15 protein-coding genes are annotated in these 19,554 nt (G+C 65.5%); 3 read left to right on the top strand and 12 right to left on the bottom strand.

The annotated features are described in order from the left end of the window. The 9 genes from RZA67_RS06110 to RZA67_RS06070 all read right to left on the bottom strand — a co-directional run bounded on the left by RZA67_RS06110 (position 1) and on the right by RZA67_RS06070 (position 12,898). Positions 1–3,162: a discoidin domain-containing protein gene (locus RZA67_RS06110; RefSeq protein ID WP_317211746.1), complete on the bottom strand. Its 3,162-nt coding sequence runs from the start codon at positions 3,160–3,162 to the stop codon at positions 1–3. Further along, positions 3,159–3,995, bottom strand: a complete 837-nt coding sequence (locus tag RZA67_RS06105; protein WP_317211745.1) for a carbohydrate ABC transporter permease — start codon at positions 3,993–3,995, stop codon at positions 3,159–3,161. The genes RZA67_RS06110 and RZA67_RS06105 overlap by 4 nt, the downstream gene beginning before the upstream one ends. Next, a complete protein-coding gene (locus tag RZA67_RS06100; protein WP_317211744.1) occupies positions 3,992–4,873 on the bottom strand; it encodes a sugar ABC transporter permease in 882 nt (293 codons plus the stop codon). Before RZA67_RS06100 ends, RZA67_RS06105 begins: the two co-directional genes overlap by 4 nt. After that, positions 4,870–6,117 carry a sugar ABC transporter substrate-binding protein gene (locus RZA67_RS06095; RefSeq protein WP_317213921.1) on the bottom strand — a complete coding sequence of 416 codons (1,248 nt, stop codon included), beginning with the start codon at positions 6,115–6,117 and terminating at the stop codon, positions 4,870–4,872. The genes RZA67_RS06100 and RZA67_RS06095 overlap by 4 nt, the downstream gene beginning before the upstream one ends. 115 nt (positions 6,118–6,232) lie before the next feature. Beyond that, complete coding sequence (locus tag RZA67_RS06090) at positions 6,233–7,837, bottom strand: glucoamylase family protein (protein ID WP_317211743.1); 1,605 nt, start codon at positions 7,835–7,837, stop codon at positions 6,233–6,235. Positions 7,838–8,052: 215 nt separating this feature from the next. Continuing rightward, positions 8,053–11,037, bottom strand: a complete 2,985-nt coding sequence (locus RZA67_RS06085; protein ID WP_317211742.1) for a TonB-dependent receptor — start codon at positions 11,035–11,037, stop codon at positions 8,053–8,055. Between the two features lie 82 nt (positions 11,038–11,119). Continuing rightward, entirely contained in the window at positions 11,120–12,184 is a 1,065-nt protein-coding gene (locus tag RZA67_RS06080) for a LacI family DNA-binding transcriptional regulator (RefSeq protein ID WP_317211741.1), read from the bottom strand. 148 nt (positions 12,185–12,332) lie between these two features. After that, complete coding sequence (locus RZA67_RS06075; protein WP_317211740.1) at positions 12,333–12,602, bottom strand: BolA family protein; 270 nt, start codon at positions 12,600–12,602, stop codon at positions 12,333–12,335. Next, positions 12,599–12,898, bottom strand: coding sequence for a YciI family protein (locus RZA67_RS06070; RefSeq protein WP_317211739.1), 300 nt, complete (start codon positions 12,896–12,898; stop codon positions 12,599–12,601). The genes RZA67_RS06075 and RZA67_RS06070 overlap by 4 nt, the downstream gene beginning before the upstream one ends. A gap of 366 nt (positions 12,899–13,264) precedes the next feature. On the opposite strand from RZA67_RS06070, the gene RZA67_RS06065 reads away from it, so the two are divergent. Genes RZA67_RS06065 through RZA67_RS06055 form a run of 3 tightly spaced genes read left to right on the top strand, consistent with a single transcriptional unit; the run spans position 13,265 to position 16,671 of the window. Beyond that, positions 13,265–14,167, top strand: coding sequence for a ScpA family protein (locus RZA67_RS06065; RefSeq protein WP_317211738.1), 903 nt, complete (start codon positions 13,265–13,267; stop codon positions 14,165–14,167). A 13-nt stretch (positions 14,168–14,180) separates the two neighbouring features. Beyond that, positions 14,181–15,041, top strand: coding sequence for an SMC-Scp complex subunit ScpB (scpB, locus tag RZA67_RS06060; RefSeq protein ID WP_317211737.1), 861 nt, complete (start codon positions 14,181–14,183; stop codon positions 15,039–15,041). Continuing rightward, positions 15,034–16,671, top strand: coding sequence for a pseudouridine synthase (locus tag RZA67_RS06055; protein ID WP_317211736.1), 1,638 nt, complete (start codon positions 15,034–15,036; stop codon positions 16,669–16,671). Before scpB ends, RZA67_RS06055 begins: the two co-directional genes overlap by 8 nt. Before the next feature lie 107 nt (positions 16,672–16,778). Here RZA67_RS06055 and RZA67_RS06050 read toward each other — a convergent pair whose 3' ends face one another. The 3 genes from RZA67_RS06050 to RZA67_RS06040 form a co-directional block, all read right to left on the bottom strand. Further along, entirely contained in the window at positions 16,779–17,216 is a 438-nt protein-coding gene (locus tag RZA67_RS06050) for a hypothetical protein (protein WP_317211735.1), read from the bottom strand. Positions 17,217–17,308: 92 nt separating this feature from the next. Then, complete coding sequence (locus RZA67_RS06045) at positions 17,309–18,115, bottom strand: amidohydrolase (protein ID WP_317211734.1); 807 nt, start codon at positions 18,113–18,115, stop codon at positions 17,309–17,311. A gap of 14 nt (positions 18,116–18,129) precedes the next feature. Continuing rightward, positions 18,130–19,278, bottom strand: a complete 1,149-nt coding sequence (locus RZA67_RS06040) for a pyridoxal phosphate-dependent aminotransferase (RefSeq protein ID WP_317211733.1) — start codon at positions 19,276–19,278, stop codon at positions 18,130–18,132. Positions 19,279–19,554 lie beyond the last annotated feature (276 nt).

Below are 19,554 nucleotides of genomic sequence, written 5' to 3'. Positions count from 1 at the left end.
TCAGCGCTCACGCCGGCCACTGCGACGCTGCGCGGCGGGTACGTCGACAAGGACACTGGCCGGGACGACATGGATACGCAACTCGCCGTTTTCCCATTGCGCCGCTTCTCCGTTGACGGTCGCCGCGCCCGGTTCACCCGGGTAAGGCCACGGCAGCACCAGGCCACCGGGCGGCAGCACCAGACCGGCGTCAATGTCGAGCTGCAGCTGCCGGTCCTGACGCTGGAGGCGATAACCCAGCTGCCCTTGGGGCGTGCGCAGGCCGCGCACCGCAATGCCCTGCCCGTCCAGCCAGCGACCGGGTACCCCAGCGGCCAGCACCAGCGACTGATCCAGGTCACGGGTGTAAGCGAACATGTCCAGCGCCGACCGCACGAAGTCCGACGCCACCCAGGCATGCGGGAGATCGCCGACGAAGAACGGCGTGCGTGGCGTGCGTGAGACCACCTCGGCCCACTGGTTCCAGGCTTGCGGGGAGCGGTCCTTGAAGAAGAACGTACTGGCCTCCCACGCACGGTCACGCCAGCCCAGGCGCACGAACGCGGCAACGTTGCGCCACTCGTACGGGGTGTAGTCCTTCCACTCGCGCTTGCCGTCGCGACGCTGTTCGAACTCCTTCCAGTAGCGCTCGAAGGTGTTGTTCAACTGCGGCTGCGGCAGACGTCCCTGCTCACCGCCCGGCGCCAGTGCGATGGTGGTCGAGGTGGCATCGAAATCGCCCAGTTCGGCTGAGCCCGGCAGGTAGTCAATGCGGTGCTGGGCCATCGCGGACAACAGCGACGCCTGCAGGTCATCACGGAACTCATCGCGCGCGGCGCTGATCGCCATCGCCTCGAGCTTGCCCAGCCGCTCGGCGATGATCGCCGCATCCTTGTAGCCGCGCAGTGCCCAGAAGTTGTCCCAGTAGGAGTGCATCGGCTTGGCCGAGTACCCCTCGTGGCTGATCGACGCCGGCATCATGCCGTAGAACGCCGGGTTGCGTGCGCGGTTGTCCTCGGTGCGCTCGCTGGCGCGCAGCGTTTCCATGTACTGGTAGGCGCCCAGCACGTGCGGCCACATCTGCTCGAGGAAGGCCTCGTCGCCGGTGTAGCGCCAGTACTCGGCGATGTTGTAGATCAGCTCGCCATGGCTGTCATTTTCCGGTACCGGGTCGCTGCCGCGATCATCAACGCAGCACGGCACCTTGCCATTGTCGAACTGATACGGCGCATACCACTGCACATAGTCGCGCACCGCATCGCTGCGGCCCATGCGCAGCAGGCCTTCGGAAATCATCGCACCGTCGCGGATCCAGCTGCGCGCATAGGAGCGCGTACCCGGTTGCAGGCGCGGGCCCACGCGCGATATCAGCATGTGCGCCAGTGCGGTGCGCAGCGTATCGGCCAGCGGCTGGCCTTCGGCCGGCAACTGCAGCTGCACTGCATCCAGGCGGGTGCGCCAGGACGCTGCGACCTGCTGCTGCGCCTTGGCCACGTCCAGCGCCTGCGCCTTCCAGCTGCCGGTCTGGGGGGCCACCACCGCCACCTCACGGCTCTGGCCGGGCTCCAGCCGGATGCGATAGAGCAGCATGCCCGACGCCAGCCCCGTCCCGTCCTTGGTCGAGGTGGTCTGCGGCAGCGCATCCTTGCCAAGATGAGTGACGTCGAGCTTGCCGTCGAACGGGGTGGCAAAGCGCGCATCGGGCCGCTGCAGCGGGTACAACCGCGGCTCGCCGTTGATGCGCACCAGCTGCTCGTCCAGCTCGATGCTGTCGATGCGGCTGAAGCCACCGGTGGTATTGAGGAACTGGGTGGGCGGATTGACCTGCCACGGCCGCACCGCCAGGGCCAGCGTGTAGTCGTGGGCCACGCGGTCGGGGTTGCTCAGGCGATAACGGCCGATCAGCTGCGCGCGATCGGCCGTACCCTGTACGAAACCGGTAATCGCCAGTGCGAACCTGTCATGCGTCCAGTCGACACTGGCGATGGGCAGGTAGCCGTCCTGCAGGGATTGCTGGGCCCTTACATCGGCCCAGCCCAGCACCTTGCCATCAAGCACCACGAACGGCTCGACACTGAAGCCGCCTTTGGCCGGCTCCAACGCACCGTCCTCGCTGATCAGGGCCTGCTCCTTGCCGCCATCAATGCCAAGCAGAGTCCAGCTTGGCTGCTCGCCGACAAAAGCGCGCGGGAGCGAGCCGCGCGGCAGGTCGCCGGCCACCGAAGCCAGGAAGGCGTTGGGCGTGCTGGCAAACTCCAGCGGTTTGAGCGCGATGTCCCGGATGCCGTAGCGCCAGTTGGGGCCGTCGGCCAGGTCAAAGCGCAGATACCGCGCCTCGGTGTCTGGCAGCGCCAGCCAGTCGCGCCCGCCCGCACCGGCAGTGACCTCGCGCAGCGCCGTCCAGGCGCGACCATCGCGCGAGGCGCGTACCGTGTAGCGGCTGGCCTGCAGCCCGGGCAGCCAATCGATGACGGCACCACCCAGCTCACGCGGCTTGCCCAGATCCAGGCTGATGGTCTGCTGCTTGACCCCGCCACTGATCCAGAAGGTGTCCGGCTTGCCGTCGATCATCCGGTCCTGCAGCGCAGGCGCAGTGTCGGCCAGCACGGCCGGGCGCAACGGTGAGGTGTCCTGCGGCGGCAGTCCCTGCAGCGTCAGCTTGTCAAAGCACACCGTGCCGCGCCCGCCGACCTTGCTGTAGATGGTGAACTCCACCGCCGCGCTGCGCTTGAGTTCGCGTTCGGGTGATGGCCCCCAGGCCTTGTCGATCTGGCGCCTGCGGTACTCGACCGGGGTCCAGCCCTTGTTGAAGCGATAGCCGGGCCGGTTGACCCACCAGACGTTGTCCCCGCTGGCATCAAGCAGCTTGAACTGCAGGTCGTTGGACGGCGAGTCACCGCGCAGCTGGAAACCGAACCGGTAGTTCTCCGGGTAGTCGATCTGCAGCGCACGGCGGATACCCACATAACCGGACACGTCGTGGAAGTCGTAGTCCAGGCACAGGCCGCGACCACCGCCGGAACCGCTGACCGGGCGCACCGAGCCGCTGACCTGGTCGGAAACCACAAGACGCCAGGCCGAGACATCGTCGAAATCGTCGATGACCCGCGGTGCGGGCAGTTCCTGCGCGGCTGCCACACTGCAGCCGAGCCACGCGAGCACACCGACGATCGACCTGTTCACCCTTTGACACTCCCCAGCAGCAGACCCTGGATGTAATAGCGCTGCAGCACCAGGAAAAGCAACAGGACCGGCACCACCGTGACCACAGCACCGGCCATCATCATCTCCACATCCATGATGTGCTCACGCGACAGGGTGGCCAGCGCCACCGGCAGGGTGTAGTGCTCCTGGTCGGTCAGCACGATCAACGGCCACATGAAGTCGTTCCAGGCGCCCATGAAGGTGAAGATGGACAGCGTCACCAGCACCGGCTTGAGCATGGGCAGCACGATCTGGAAGAAGATGCGCAGCTCCCCTGCCCCGTCGATGCGGGCTGCTTCGAGCAGCTCGTCGGGAATCGAACGCGCATATTGCCGCACCAGGAAGATGCCGAATACCGAGGCCAGTGCCGGCACGATCACCCCGCCGAAACTGTTGACCAGCCCCAGCTGCTTCATCAGCAGGAACAGCGGCAGCATCGCCACCTGGGCCGGAATCACCAGCGCCGCCAGCAGCACCTGGAACAGGCGCTCGCGGCCGACGAAGTTGAGCTTGGCAAACGCATAGCCGGCCATGGTGTTGAGCAGCAGCGAGCCCAGCGTGATGCCCAGCGACACCAGCAGGCTGTTGGCGAAGTTGCCGGCCATACCGGTGCGCGCGAACAGTTCATGGTAGTTGGCCGTGGTGACATGCGAGGGCGTCAGCGGCGGTGGGAAGTGCGAGGCCTCACCGGCTGGCATGAACGAGACGGACACCATCCACAGCAGGGGCGCCAGGCTCACCAGCGCCAGCAGCACCAGCCCGCCATTGACGGCCCAGGGATGCCAGCGCGACTGACCGATTTCACGACTCATACCATCTGCCTTTTGCGCCCGATGCGCAGCATCACCGTGGTCACGCCCAGGATGATCAGGAACAACAGGAACGCCACCGCCGATGCACGGCCGAGGTTCCACCACTTGAAGCCTTCTTCAAACATGAAGTACAGCACGCTGACGGTGCTCTGCAGTGGGTCGCCGCGGGTCATCACATACGGCTCGGCGAACAGCTGGAAGTAACCGGAGACGGTGATGACACCAACCACCAGCAGCACCGGCCCGAGCATGGGCAGGGTGATGTGCAGGAACTGTTTCCAGCGTGAAGCGCCATCGATGCGCGCGGCCTCGTACAGGTCATGCGGAATGGCCTGCAGCCCGGCCAGGAAGATCACCATGTTGTAGCCGAAGTTCTTCCAGACGGCGAACAGCATGATGGTCGGCATGGCCCAGTTCGGGTCGCCCAGCCAATCGACCGGCCCGATGCCGATGTGCGCCAGCCCGTAATTGACCAGGCCGTAGCTGGTGTGGAACAGGTAACGCCAGATCACCGCCACGGCCACCAGGGTGGTGACCACCGGGGCGAACAGCGCGGTACGGAACAGCGCCTTGAAACGCGCCACCGGCGCGTTGAGCAGGATGGCCGCCCCCAGCGACACGGCGATGGACAGCGGTACACCGATCACCACGAAATAGGTGGTGTTCCACAGCGACTTCCAGAACATCGGCGTGCGCAGCAGATCGATGTAGTTGCCGAGCCCGACAAACCTGAGGTTGTCACTGTCGGCCAGCGAATAAAGGTCGAAATCGGTCACGCTCAGCGCCAGCGCCGACAGCACCGGCAGGGCGAAGAAGACCCCCAGCACAATAAGCGAGGGGCCGGCAAACACCCAGCCGACCAGCGAATGACGTTTCATGGCAGGCCCCCTTCGACCGCTGCGGCACTACCGTGCGAGGCCGGCGCCGACGGCGCCGTGGTGGTTTCATCGGCCTGCTGCCGACGCTGCTCGTGCATCCAGCGGCGCTTGGCCAGTATCTTGTCGACGCGGTCATCCAGTTCGGTCACCGCCGCATCCTGGTCCTGCCCTCCGCGCACCACCTTCTCGGTGATGATGCGCATCTCCTGCGCAATGCGCTCCCATTCGAGCACCTTCGGCGTCGGCTTGACCCGCTCGAGCTGGTCACCAAAGGCGGCCGCCAGCGGATCGTTGGCCAGCGAGGGCGCCTGCCAGGAACTGCGGCGCGGCGGCAGGTCACCGATGATGGCGTGGAAGCGGACCTGGATATCCGGGCGCGAGAGGAACTCGATCAGCTTCCACGATGCCTCCTTCTTCTGCGAATTGCGGAAGATCACCAGACTGGTGCCGCCGGCGATACCGGCGCCCGGGCCGTCAGGCCCCGGCAGCGGCGCGGTGCCCCACTGCCCTTCCAGCGCCTTGGGCTGCAGCTTCTTGAACTCGCGGATGTTCCAGGGGCCGGAGATGTAGAACACGTTGAAGCCGCGGAAGAACTCGTCCCACACATTGGAGATCTGGGTCTCGGACATGCGCGGCGCCCAGCCCTGCTCGAACATGTTGGCGTAGAAGCCCAGCGTGCGACGGAACCCCGGGCTGCGGAAGTTGCCGCGGGTATCGTCATCACGCAGCAGCGGGTCGGGCTGCTGCAGCGCCAGCGACAGCTGCTGCTCGAACTCGTTGATCGGCATCAGCACCGCGTAGCGGTTGGGGCCCTGCATCTTCTTGATGTCGGCCATCTGCTGGTTCCACTCGTCCCACGTGCGCGGCGGGTGGTCATGGCCGGCCTTGGCCAGCAGGTCCTTGCGGTAGAAGATCAGCCGGGTGTCGACATACCACGGCACGCCGACCACCTCGCCGTGGACGATGTTGGTATCCCAGATTCCCTGGAAGTAGTCGGCCGGCTTGACCACGCTGGAGCGCGCGATGAACGGCTCCAGCGGCGTGAGCGTGTTGAGCTCGGCGAACTCGGGGATCCAGGTATTGCCGAGCTGGCAGACATCGGGAAGGCCTTCGGCGGCAAACGCGGTCAGCAGCTTCTCGTGCGCGGCAGTCCACGGGATGTTCTGCACATCGACCTTGATTCCCGGGTTTTCCGCCTCGAACTCATGGATCAGCTCGGCCACGACCTCGGCTTCGCGGCCCATCGCCCAGAAGCGCACGGTGGTGTCCTGCTCGGTGCTGCCACAGCCGGCCAGCGCCACGGCGGCCGCCAGCGGCAGCAGCCAGCGGGTCAAACGGTACGTCAATCCACCCACTGGGCTACTTTCCCTGGTTCGAATTACGGTTGCTGTTGTTTTTCTGGTCCTGCGCCGCGGCAGCGCGCGACTCGGCCAGGCCTACGGCGCGCGCAGCGGCGGCCTTCTCGTCTTTCTCCAGCAGCATCGGCACCGCCTCACCTTCCGGGGTGAGCCAGCCACCGGTGAAACCGGCGCGCTCCAGACCCTTGCGGATGTGCGGGTTCTTCTTCATCACGTCCCAGACGAAGTCATTGCGGTAGTTGGCGATCATGGTCAGGATCGGCCCCTGGTCGATGCCGATGTAATCGCTGGCTACCCAGCCACGGCCCGGAATCAACCGACCGGTCTTGATCGGGATGTCGTACTCGAAGCTGGGGTTGAACGAATCCAGGAAGCCGTAGCTGGAATAGATGTAGTCGCCGAAGCGCTTGTGCATCTCCTGGGTGGCCGGAATCACTTCTTCGGGCGCGAACACGATCGAGGAGATCGCCGCGGTCGGTGCAATGGTGCCATCGTCGAAGTTCTCACGCAGGCCGGCACCACGCGAAGAGTAATGGCGGAACTGCCGCTGCTCGCCACGGTATTCCTGCGTCGTGTTCTGCGGGCCGTCGCTGGCGGTCAGGCCCCAGACGTTCTGGCCGTAGTCCTTCCAGTTCATCGGGTTGTTGATCGCATACTCGCGCTGGGCCAGCGCGGCCGAACGGCTGTTGAGGAAGTAGGTGCTGCCACGCTCGCGCATGTAGGCGTCCTGGATGTCGCGGAAGTCGATCCAGACGTGGCTGTACTGGTGGCCGAACAACGGGCCGAAGGACAGGTATTCCTGCCCCTGGTAGACGCCCCAGTCATTGTCATAGGTACGGGTCCAGACCGTCCATGCATCGGGGCTGACCGGATGGGTCGGCGAACCCAGCGCCAGGATGTAGACGATCATCGCCTCGTTGTAGCCCATCCAGTCGTGTTCGATGATGCCGCTCTCGGGGAACCAGCCCATCGAGATCAGCGGCGAACGCTCCTGCAGCCACGGCCAGTCCACGCGCTTGTACAGCGTGTCGGCGATCTGGCGGATTTCCTTCTCGCGTGCATCGTCGCCGTCGTAATACGACTGGGCAAACAGCACGCCCATCATCAGCAGGGCGGTGTCCACCGAGGACAGCTCGACCCAGCTGTCGTAGCGGTGGCCGTCCTGCATGTCCAGGAAGTGGTAATAGAAGCCCTTGTACCCGGCCTTGCCGGTGCGCTGCGGGCCCATGGCCACATCGCGGAAGAACTTCAGTGTGGTCAGCGTGCGGTCCACGGCCTGGGTACGGCTGACCCAGCCGTTCTCGATGCCGATCGGATAGGCGGTCAGCGCGTAACCGACCGAGGCGATGCTGGCAAACGGGCGCGACGGATAGCGGTCCGGCGTCAGACCATTGATTTCGTTGGTGGTATCCCAGAAGAACTGGAAGGTGCGCCGTTCGATGTCGTCAAACAGCGGAGGCAGCTCGGGTTTCATCGGACGCGGCGGCACGTCGGCCTCCACCAGGATCACCGGCGGCCTGGGCTTGGGCGGTTCCTGCTCGGCCGGCTTGCAGGCAACGACGGCAAGCGTCATCACGGCAGCGGTCAGTAGATGGCGTGCCTGCATGGCGCGGGTCCTCCAGTGAGCGATCTGTAGTTGAAGCATAACGCGCGCAGACTGTAATCGATTACAGGCCGAGCGCTTGAAAAGCCACGATGCGTGGCCAGGTGCGGTGCCGGAACGGGTCCGGCAACCGCCTGCAGCAGGCAGGCCGGCAGCACATGCCGGCCAGCCTCTGTCAGCTCCGCCCCCGCGCCGAAGCGCAGGGGCGGATGACGTGCTTACCAGTTCAGGCCCATGGAGAGCTTGAAGGTACGCATCGGGGCCCACAGCGTGTAGGTCGGCGTGCCGTAGGCGGTATCCGGGTTCAGCGCGGTACCGGTATTGGCGCTGTACTCGGCGTAGTTGACCCAGTTGAACACGTTGAGCACGTCGGCGCGGACGTTGAACTTCAGGTTCGTGCCGGTGTCCCATTCCTTGTTCAGGCCGATGCTGAAGTCCTTGTAGCCGATGGTGTGATCCGGCTTGAACTGCTGGATCACGCACTGGCCCTCGCCTGCCAGGCAGTTGTTGCCGTAGTAGACGCGCTGCGATTCCAGGGTCAGCTTGCCCGAGGCGGTGATGCCGCCCGGCAGGTCATAGATGCCGGTGGCGACCAGACGATGCTTGGGAACGCCAGCAGCCTCGTGCCAGCCGTAATCGGAAATGTTCGGGTAATCGAGCGAGTAGTGCTCACCGAACTTGCGGTTCTCCTCGGCGTCGCTGAAGGTGTAGGCAATGGTCACGCCCCAGCCATCAGCACGGCTGTACGGCTTGTCGATCTTCAGTGCCAGCGAGTTGTTGCGCGTTTCCAGGCCATTGGTCCCCAGCACGATGGCGTTGAAGCCGTCCGGACCGGCATTCGGCGAACCCCAGATGGTGCCCGGCTGGAAGTAGGAACCGTCGGCCAGTCGGTTGCCACGCACGAAGGCGAAGCCGTCCTTGCTGACCACGCGCGACAGGGTCACGTCGGTGTACCAGGTGCTGCCCCACATATCCACGGCGTTGCGCATGCCCAGGCTGAACTGGTCCGAGTACGGGGTCTTGATGTCGTTGTTGATCAGGTAGATCTCACGACCGCCACCAAGCACCGGCGGCAGCTCGGCCAGGTTGGCCGGGTCCAGGTAGCGCGGGTCCCATGCGGTGCACGGGGTGCCGCGGCAGGGATTGGCCGCCGAGCTGAAGTAGTAGTTGTAGGAGGCGAACGTGCCGTTGAGCTGTTCCAGCGAGATGTAGTCGAACAGGTTGCGGTCGTACGCACGGCCAGCGCCACCGTAGATGACGTGACGCTCATCGGCGAACAGGTCATACGAGAAGCCCATGCGCGGCTGCCAGGCATCCTTGAACGCCTTGCGGCTGTTGCCGTTGCTCAGGTAGTTCTCGATGTTGTAGTTGGCGTTCTGCAGATTGGGCCAGTTGCGCAGCGCGGTGGCCACATCGTCACGGGTGACGAAGTCGAGGAACGACGGGGTCTTCTCGTAATCCCAACGCACACCCAGGTTCAGGGTCAGCTTGTCGTTGACCTCCCAGTCGTCCTGGATGTAGAAACCGAACTGCTTGTTCTTGGAGATCGCGTTGCCGCCACCGGCACTGACTTCCTGGCCGTACTGCACCAGGTAGGGCACGTCGACGCTGGTCAGGATGTTGTAGAAGTACTGCGGGTTGCGCGGGTTCTTCTGCAGGGTGTTCAGTTCAACATCCTTGAACTTCACGCCCATCTTGACGGTGTGGTAGCCGTTCCACTCCAGGTCCTGCAGGGTCAGGTCGTTCTGGATGCCCCAGCCTTCCTGGCCCTTGCGCTGGAAGTCACGACCGGCACCGTAGTTCAGGATGGTCTCGGCGGTGCCCGACAGCGGATTGCCGTTGATCATCGGGTAGTAGCGCAGGCCGTAGCCGATACCATCGTTGGCCGCCTGCGGGTTGTAGAAGGCCGACTCGTAGGTCAGCTGCATGTCGTTGATCAGGCGGTCATTGCTGTACTGCCAGCGCAGGGTGCCGCGCTTTTCCTCCTGGTTGCGGATGCTGCGGTACGACTGCGCATTGGTGCCGCCGATGCCGCTGGTGTCATCTTCGTTGCGGTACTTGCCGCTGAGCTCGAAGTAGTTGTTGTCGTTCAACTGCCAGTCGATCTTGGCGAAGTACAGGTCTTCCTTGAACGGCTGCGGGAAGGTACCCAGTGCGGCCTGTGCCTCGGCCGGCAGCTCGGAGACGCGGTCGCGGTAGATCGAACCCGGAATCACGGTACCCGGAGTCACATACTCCTTGGCTTCATACGCCACGAAGAAGTGCGCGCGATCCTTCAGGATCGGGCCGCTGAAGGTGGCGCCGTACTGTTCTTCCTTGAACTGGTCGCGCTTGCCGGCGCGCTCTTCCAGCGGGCCCGGTTCGCGCCAGCTGTCATTGGTGTAGTCCCAGAAGAAGCTGCCCTTGAACTCGTTGGTGCCCGACTTGGTCTGGGCGACAACGGCGGCGCTGCTCAGCTGGTCGAACTCGGCCTTGTAGTTGGAGGTGATGACCTTGTACTCACCGATGGCCGACTGCGGGAACGGATTGCCGCGGCTGGAGTCCTGGCCGCTGATGCCGCCGGTCAGCACGTAGTTCTTCTGGCTCACGCCATCGATGTAGACGTTGGTGCCGTTGGCCGAGGTGGCGCCGGCACGCATGGTGGTGTTGCCGTTGGCGGCGCGACGGAACTGGACGCCCGGCACGGTGTCGGCGATCTCCAGGAAGTTGCGCGTCGAGCGCGGCAGCTGCTCGATCATCACGTTGGAGATGTAGGTCGCATTCTCCGAGGTCTTGGTCTCGACCACGGCCGCAGGCGCCACCACGTTGACGGTGCCCAGGTCGGTGGCATCACCGGCAGCGGCATTGGCGGCCACGCCGCCGACGCCCAGGTTCATGGTCGCGGTCTGACCCACCTGCACGGTGACCATCTGCGAGGAGGTCTTGCCGTCGGCGGTGACGTCGATACGGTAGGTGCCCGGCGGCAGGCCGCCAACCGAGTACTGACCGTTGCTGGTGGAAACGCTGCGGCTCAGGCCGGTGGCGGTGTTGGTCGCAGTGACCTGGGCCTGCTGCGCGGCAGCCGAGTCGACCATGACCTGGCCACGGATGGTGGCCGAGGTGCTCTGCGCGAAGCTCGGCGCAGCAGCCACCATCAGGCAGCCGACCAGTGCACTGGTCAGCAGCCGGCGGGCCGGCATGCGGTTGCGGGGTTTGTTCTGCATCTTGAAACTCTCCGGGGGTGGTGGCGGCCGTCTTGGCGGCCCCTAAAGGTGTGGTGCTGTAGCGATTGGAATGCCGCCGGCTTCAACGGCCGGCTGGCGACTCGGTGCGGGAACTGCGTGAACCTCGACGGCTGGAATCACGAACGACCAGTCGCGGCACCAGCGTGTGTTTATCGCCGGCGCCTTCGGTGGTCTTGCCGTCCATCAACTGCATCAAGCGCGTCATTGCCCGGTCACCAAGGTCGGCAATGCTGACCTGCATCGTTGTCAACGAGGGGTGAACGAAACGCGCAAGGGGAATGTCGTCGAACCCCGCCAAGGCGACATCGTCAGGCACCTGCACACCCGCCTGCGCGAACGCATACAGGCAGCCCAGGGCCATCATGTCGTTGGCGGCAAACACCGCATCTGGCAGCGCGCCGGCTGCCAACAACTCCTGACCGGCGCGATGGCCGGAAGCTTCGTCAAAATCACCGGGCAACTCGATGCCGCAGGCGGCGTCGCCGAAGGCAGCCAACGCATCGCGGAAACCCCGCAGGCGTTCACGCGCATCGAAATTGAGGTCCGGGCCGGAAATGAAGGCAATACGGCGATGACCGGCCTCGAGCAGGTGGCGGGTCATGGCCACCGCACCGGCATGGTCATCAATGCTCAACACAGGGTGATCCTGGTCGGGCAGGTAGGTGTTGATCAGCACCGTAGGCAGCGCCTGCGGCAGATTGTCGGTGAGAAAGTCCGGACTCTCCGCGTAGGGCGAGAGCACAAGCAGACCGTCGACGCGGCCACGCATGGCACGCAGCGCCGCTCCCTGCTGTTCCTGGTCGCCGTGGTAGCTGGAGACCAGCAGATGCTGGCGACGCTGGCGCGCCACCTGGTCGATGCCGCGCATCAGTTCGGAGAAGAACTCGCCATAAAGGTCCGGCAGCACGACGCCCACGGTGTTGGTGCGCCGGCTGCTCAGGCTGCGCGCGGCGGCGTGCGGCGTATAGCGCAGGCGCGCAGCCACTTCCAGCACCGCCTTGCGCACCGGCTCGGCAACGTTTTCATGACCGTTGAGCGCGCGCGAAACGGTGGCCACAGAGACCTTGGCTTCGCGGGCTACATCTTTGATTGTGATGGCTGCCTTGTTCACGAAGCCGCCCTCCACGGCTTGAGCCTTTCAGCATGGCGCGGAATGTAAGCGTTTCCATTATCCAAAGTAAACACTCCGTTAGTCCTGGGTGGCCAAGCGTGGCCATCCGGATGGCCCGAATGGGGCACTGGTTGACCGTCACGGACAGGCCAGGACACCCCCCTCATCCAGCCTCACCGGGGGTCATGGCCTCGATCACCAACGCATGGATATCGGTCTGCATCATGTCGCCAAGTGCGGCGTATACCGCGCGATGTCGCGCCAACGGGCGCAGACCTTCGAAGCACCTGGCGACCACGCGCACGGTGTAGTGGCCCCGCCCATCGCGTGCTCCGGCATGACCGGCGTGCAGGTGACTGTCGTCGATTATCTCCACTGCAAACGGTTCCAGTTTCTGCTGCAACGCAGCGCGAATCCGTTCGATCCGGGTCATGGGAGCACCTTGCGGAACGGCCGCACCTCGGTTCTCACGTAGACACCGGCGGCCACATAGGGATCTGCGTCGGCCCAGGCGCGCGCCTGCTGCAGCGAATCGAACTGCGCTATCACCACGCTGCCGCTGAAGCCGGCCGGGCCGGGATCCTCGCTGTCCACTGCAGGACAGGGGCCGGCCAGCAGCAATCGCCCCTGCTCCTGCAAAGCCTGCAGGCGGCCAAGGTGCTCCGGGCGCGCCTGCAGGCGGGCCTGCAGCACCTCCCTGCCGTCGTAACCTTCAATCACGTACCACATGTCTGTCTCCTCGCTGTCCTGGGCTTGGCGCGGTGCAGATTCTAGGTCAGGCGGGCGCGGCCTGGCGGTCGCTGGACACTGGCGCTTCAAAGCCTTAACCTATCGACATTGCGCGTGACTGGACGCAGCATCCCGTCGGCACCGTGGCTTGCCAGCCCCCGATGATCGATCCGCTGCCCCCGACCAGAACACGCTGACGACCTCCTTGTAGTTTCGTCGCTGCCGTCGCCACGGCGCGTCCTGCTTTTTTGAGTTGTGGAATCGCGCCAGACGCTGGCGTGTCATGGTGCCTTGAGTGTCTGTCGGCCACGTCCGCCAGCTGCCCGGGCACTGCGACCCGGCTGTTGCACCCCTGATGTCCATTTGATGACTTCCGAACCCGCGCACGACGCGAACACGTCAATCCGGCCGCCCGCCCCCCAGCAGCATGAAATGCCGCTGGCCGTGGTGCATGGGCAACCGGTCCTGCAGATTCCGCAGGACCTGTACATCCCGCCGGATGCGCTGGAAGTGATCCTGGATGCGTTTGAAGGACCGCTGGATCTGCTGCTTTACCTGATCCGCCGGCAGAATCTGGATGTGCTGGACATTCCGGTGGCCGAGATCACCCGGCAGTACGTGGAGTACATCACCGTGATGCGCGAGCTGCGTTTCGAGCTGGCGGCTGAATACCTGGTGATGGCCGCGATCCTGGCCGAGGTGAAATCGCGCATGCTGCTGCCGCGGCCGGTCAGCGAGGATGGCGACGAAGCCGACCCGCGTGCCGAACTGGTACGCCGGCTGCAGGAGTACGAACGCTTCAAGCAGGCCGCCGAGGACATCGACGCCCTGCCCCGGCAGGACCGCGACACCACGGTGGTGCATGCCTTCGTTCCCGACCGCGCGGCGATCAAGCTGCCGCCGCCGGTGGACCTGAAGGAAATGCTGCTGGCGCTGCATGACGTACTCAAGCGCGCCGAGCTGTTCACTGGCCACGCGATTAAGCGCGAGGCCCTGAGCGTGCGTCAGCGCATGGGTGATGTGCTGGGCCAGCTGGAGGAAGGGCGTTTCGTGCGGTTCGAGTCGCTGTTCACCGCCGAGGAAGGCAAGCTCGGCGTGCTGGTCACCTTCCTGGCGGTTCTGGAACTGGCCAAGGAACAATTGCTGGATATCGTGCAGGAAGTACCGCTGGCACCGATCTATGTGAAGTCGCTGGCGGCAGGCAATACCAACGAACCGCTGCAGTTCAACAGCGAGTTCGATGACAACGACGCCAACCAAGCCGAATGAGCCCGGATTGCTGATGGATCAAGCGCTGATCAACCGAATCGTCGAAGGAGCACTGCTGGCCTCCAGCCAGCCGCTGACCCTGGTGCAGCTCAAGGAGCTGTTCCCCGAGGAGGAGCCCGCTCCGCCGGGCAGCATCGAGCGCGCGCTGGAGCTGCTGGGCCAGGCCTGTGCAGGCCGTGGCGTCGAGCTGGTCGAGGTGGCTTCGGGCTTCCGCTACCAGGTCACCGGTGAGGTGCACGGCTGGATCAGCCGCCTGTGGACCGAGCGCAAGACCCGTTACACCCGTGCGACACTGGAAACACTGGCGCTGATCGCCTACCGTCAGCCGATTACCCGCGGCGAGATCGAACAGGTCCGTGGCGTGGCGGTCAGCAGCAACATCATCCAGGCCCTGGAAGAACGTGAGTGGATCCGCGTGGTGGGTCATCGCGATGTCCCTGGCAAGCCGGCCCTGTTCGGCACGACCAAGGGTTTCCTGGATTATTTTGGTCTCAAGCGGCTGGACGAACTGCCGCCCCTGTCCGAACTGAAGGACCTGGGCGAACTGGAACCGCAGCTGCCTCTGGGCAACGACGGCCAGCCCGCAGCGGCTTCGGCCGCCCTGCCCGGCCAGGCGGCCAATGAAGAAGATGGTGGCAACGACACCGCACCAACACCGTCCGTCGAGGCTTCGGCCGCGGCGGACACGCAGGACCAAGCACCTTCGCCCGAGGCTGAAGCCGGGCACCCCGTTACCGCGCCGGGCGAGCGCGCGGCGAATACGTACGAACGCGAAGACAACGCCGTCGCGATGACGACCGTGGCTGTTGACCGAGCCGATTCCGAACCTGAGGCCGCCAAGCAAACGCCGGCCGGAGCAAACGTTGATGAGTGACACCCCCCGCAAGCTTTCGTTGAACAAGCTCTCGCTCAAGCGCGAAGCCACGTCCGAACAGTTCAAGCTTGAAGAGCGCCTGCACAAGGTCCTGGCCCAGGCCGGACTGGGTTCGCGCCGTGCGCTGGAACAGCGCATCGCCGATGGCCTGGTCAAGGTCAATGGCGAGGTCGCGCGTACCGGCATGTCGGTCAAGAGCGGCGACCGCATCGAACTGGACGGCCGTGGCTTCGTCGCCACCGCGCTGAGCGAACCCTCGCGCGTGCTGGTCTATAACAAGCCCGAAGGCGAAGTGACCACCCGCGAAGATCCCGAAGGCCGTCCGACTGTGTTCGAGTCGCTGCCGGCCCTGAAGGGCGCCCGCTGGATCGCCATCGGCCGCCTGGACATCAATACCACTGGCCTGCTGCTGGCCACCACCGACGGTGAGCTGGCCAACGCCATGATGCACCCCTCCTTCGAGGTGGAGCGCGAGTACGTGGTGCGTGTGCGTGCGCCGGAAGGCGAGGAAAAGGTCTCCGACGCGATCGTCGACCGCCTTGCCCGCGGCGTCGCCCTGGAAGACGGCCCGGCGAAATTCGACGAGATCGAACGCATCGGCGGCACCGACTCGCACGACTGGTTCCGCGTGGTGGTCAAGGAAGGCCGCAACCGCGAAGTGCGCCGCCTGTGGGAGTCGCAGGGCTGCCAGGTGAGCCGCCTCAAGCGCACCCGCTACGGCAAGGTCAGCCTGCCGCGCGAGCTGGCCCGTGGCCAGACCGTGGAGCTGCCCAGCGCCCAGGTCGATGCCCTGCGCGCCCAGCTGAAGCTGGAAGAAGGCGCCCCCTCCGCCCTGACCCTGCAGCCGGTGATCGGCCAGCGCCGTGCGGCCAAGACCACCGTGCGCGTGCGCGAAGGTGGCCGCGGCAACGCCTACGTCAATGGCCACAGCACCGCCGATGAAGGCCGCGAGCTGCGCCGCTTCGACAACGTCCGCGAAGACCGCGGCCGTGGCCGCGGTGGCAAGGGCGGCGGCTTCAAGGGCGGCCTGACGGTCAGTGGTGAAGCGGCGGCCAAGCAGTCGCAGAAGCCGTTCAAGCAGCGCGCCCCGCGCAACGACCGTGCACTGCCGGAAGGCAACCCGGCCGCGTTCCGTACCTGGTACGTGCCCGACGGTGTCAGCACGGGTCCGAGCGGCCACCGCAATGCCGGCCCGGGCAGCCGTGGTCCGGGCGCGCGAGGCCCCGGCGCGGGTGGCCAGGGCCGTCCCTACGGCAAGCCGAAGTCGCCGGGCGCAGGCGCCGGTGGCGGCCAGGGACGTCCGGGGGGTGCAGGTGCACGTGGGCAGGGCCACGGCAACAAGCACCCCTACGGTCACCCGGGCAACGCCCCGAGCTTCCCCTCCGACCATGCCAACCCGGGTTACAGCCCGTACGGCAGCACCCCGCGTCCGGCCGGCAATGGCCGCCCGGGTGGCAACCGCGCAGCGGGCGGCCCCGGTGGCAATCGCGGCCCCGGCGGCAATCGTGGCCCGGGCGGTCCGGGTGGCGGTCGTGGTCCCGGCGGTCCGGGTGGCAACCGTGGTCCGGGTGGCCCGGGCGGCAATCGCGGTCCCGGTGGACCGCGCCGCAGCGGCCCGCGCGGCGGCTGATCGCTGAAACAGAAAAACCCCGGCTTCGGCCGGGGTTTTTCGTTAGGCGCCCACCAGAATCCAGGGAAGGAGGGGCTCACCACACGCCCCCTCGGATCGGCGCCAGCTCAACGTCGGCTGATGGTGAAGGCCGCACCGTCCACGCCGAGGTCCCAGCCCTTGCCGGTGCCGGCAAGGGCCAGCGAGATATCGCCCTTGGTCATGGCCTGCGCGCCGCTGGATCGCACCGCGCCGGCATGTGCGCCTACGGCGGCGTAGGTGCCAAACAGGTCGTCCAGCGTATAGGCGCCAGTGAACTGCCCGCGGCCATCGACGATCTTCGACTTGCCCACTGTCAGACCGCCGCCGCGCACGTTGATCCGCACGGGAATCCGTGCACCGTTGTCGCAGCTGATCGTGCCGTTGCCCGACGCGGTCTTGTAGATCAACGACCAGCCGGACAGGTCATAACGCAGTTCACAGCTGATGTTGCCGGCGGCCTGCGCCGCTGGTGCCAGACCGGCACCGGCCAGCATCACAACAAACACGTAAAGCAACCTGCGCATTGGATCGAACCTCGGGAAGCGGGTACGTCCGGATTCTCGCAGCGCCGGCCCCCGCTGCGGAAGCGGAGTGCGCATGCGCAGCGGGGATCGGTTCAGTCCTGCGCGGCGAGCTCGAAGCGGTCAGCATCCAGCATGGCCGGGAATCGCTCACGGTGCTCGGCCAACGACTGCGCCGACAGGGTGGTGGTCACCACCTGCTCGCGCTCGCGGATCTCGACCTGTGCCTGTCCGAGGAAATCAATGACCGCACTGTCGCCGGCATAGTGCAGGTCGTTGCCGTCGACGCCGACGCGGTTGACTGCCGCGACGAAGCACAGGTTCTCGATCGCGCGGGCCCGCAGCAGGGTCTTCCACGCATGTGCGCGCGCCGAGGGCCAGTTGGCCACGAAAATCTGCAGGTCGAAGTCCATCTGACCGGCACGCTCGACATCATGCTGGTTGCGGCAGAACACCGGAAAACGCAGGTCGTAGCAGATCTGCGGATTGATCCGCCAGCCTTTCCACTCCACGGTCAGGCGGTCGCTGCCGGCCGCATAGCGCTTGTGCTCGCCGCCGTAGCGGAACAGATGGCGCTTGTCGTAATGCGCCAGCCGACCGTCGGGCGTGGCAAACAGCAGCCGGTTGTAGACACCCTGCCCCACGCGCAGCTGCACGCTGCCGGTAACCGCCGCGCCCAGCGCACGTGCCTGGGCCTGCATCCAGGCTACCGTCGCGCCTTCCATGTCTTCGGCCTGGGCGATGGCCTCGTTGGAAAAGCCACTGGTGAAGGTTTCCGGCAGGATCACCAGGTCGGTGCTGCCGGCCAGCGGCGCCATCAGGTCGGCGTAGTAATCACGGTTGCCGGACGGGTCGTGCCAGCGCGTATCGCCCTGCACCAGCGAGATGCGTAGATCCTGCATGTCGGTCACCTTGCTCACAGCGCACGCAGCCGTTCGATGGCCGCATCCAGGGTAGCTTGGTTCTTGGCAAAGCACAGCCGAACCAGCCGTTGCCCGGCGGGCGCCGTTTCGTAGAACGGTGAGAGTGGAATGGCGGTGACGCCCTTCTCGATCGTCAGCCACTTGACGAACTCATGGTCCGGCAGGTCGCTGATGGCCGAGTAGTCAACCAGCTGGAAGTAACCGCCGGGTACCGGCAATGGCGTCAGCCGCGTGCTGCCCAGCTGCTGCACGAAGCGATCGCGCTTGGCCTGGTAGAACGCGCCCAGCTCCAGGTGGTGCTGTGGCTCATCGCGGATCATCGCCGCAAACCCGTACTGGGCCGGACCAAAACTGGTGAAGGTATTGTACTGGTGTACCTTGCGGAACTCGGCACTCAGCGCAGGCGGGGCGATGGCATAGCCGATCTTCCAGCCCGTGCAGTGGTAGGTCTTGCCAAAGCTGGAAATCACGAACGCGCGCTCGCGCAGTTCCGGGTAGCGCAGCGCCGACTCATGGCGGCGGCCATCGTAGATGATGTGCTCGTACACCTCATCGGAAATCAGGTAGATCTGCGTGCCACGCAGCACGTCGGCCAGCGCCTGCATGTCCGCTTCGGACAGCATCGCACCGGAGGGGTTGTGAGGGGTGTTGACCATCAGCAGCCGGGTACGCGGGCTGATCGCTGCCCGCACGCGGTCCCAGTCCACCGCAAACGTCTTCGGGTCCAACGGCACGTGCACCGCTTTGGCGCCGGCCAGATCGATGGCCGGTTCATAACAGTCGTAGGCCGGATCAAGCACGATGACCTCCTCGCCCGCACGCACCACGGCGTGGATGGCATTGAAGATCGCTTCGGTCGCGCCACTGGTGACGGTGACCTCGGTGTCCGGGTCGACCTGCGCGCCGTACAGGTCCAGCGACTTCTGCGCGATGGCCTGGCGCAACGGGGCCACCCCGGTCATCGGCGGATACTGGTTGAGGCCGCTGGCCATGGCCTTGGCGGTTTCATCGATCAGGCGCTGCGGCGCGCTGAAATCCGGAAAGCCCTGACCAAGATTGACGGCGCCGTGTTCGGCGGCCAGCTGGGACATCACGGTAAAGATGGTGGTGCCCACCTTGGGCAGCTTGGTTTGCGGTTGCATGGACCTGGGGCGGCAAACGGATGATCCTGGAGTGTACCGCGAACGGCCGGGCCCCTCGTGGCGTGCGGAGGTGGGTTACGGGGAAGAAATCAGCGAGAAGCGGGAAAGCAGATGCACAAGCGTGACGACCAACGGTCGTCACCTACCACACGCGCAGGCCGCCGCTGGCACGCGCGTGATCTGTCCGCGGCCGGGCGTGCTGGAAAACCATGCCGACTGCGCGAACAACTGGCCCAGTACGCTCTGCCGCGTAGTGAGTACCGCATCGAGCGAGGC

It is taken from the genome of Stenotrophomonas sp. C3(2023) (genome assembly GCF_032911385.1).
GTDB lineage: Bacteria > Pseudomonadota > Gammaproteobacteria > Xanthomonadales > Xanthomonadaceae > Stenotrophomonas.
This window is presented reverse-complemented; position numbering and strand designations above follow the sequence as displayed.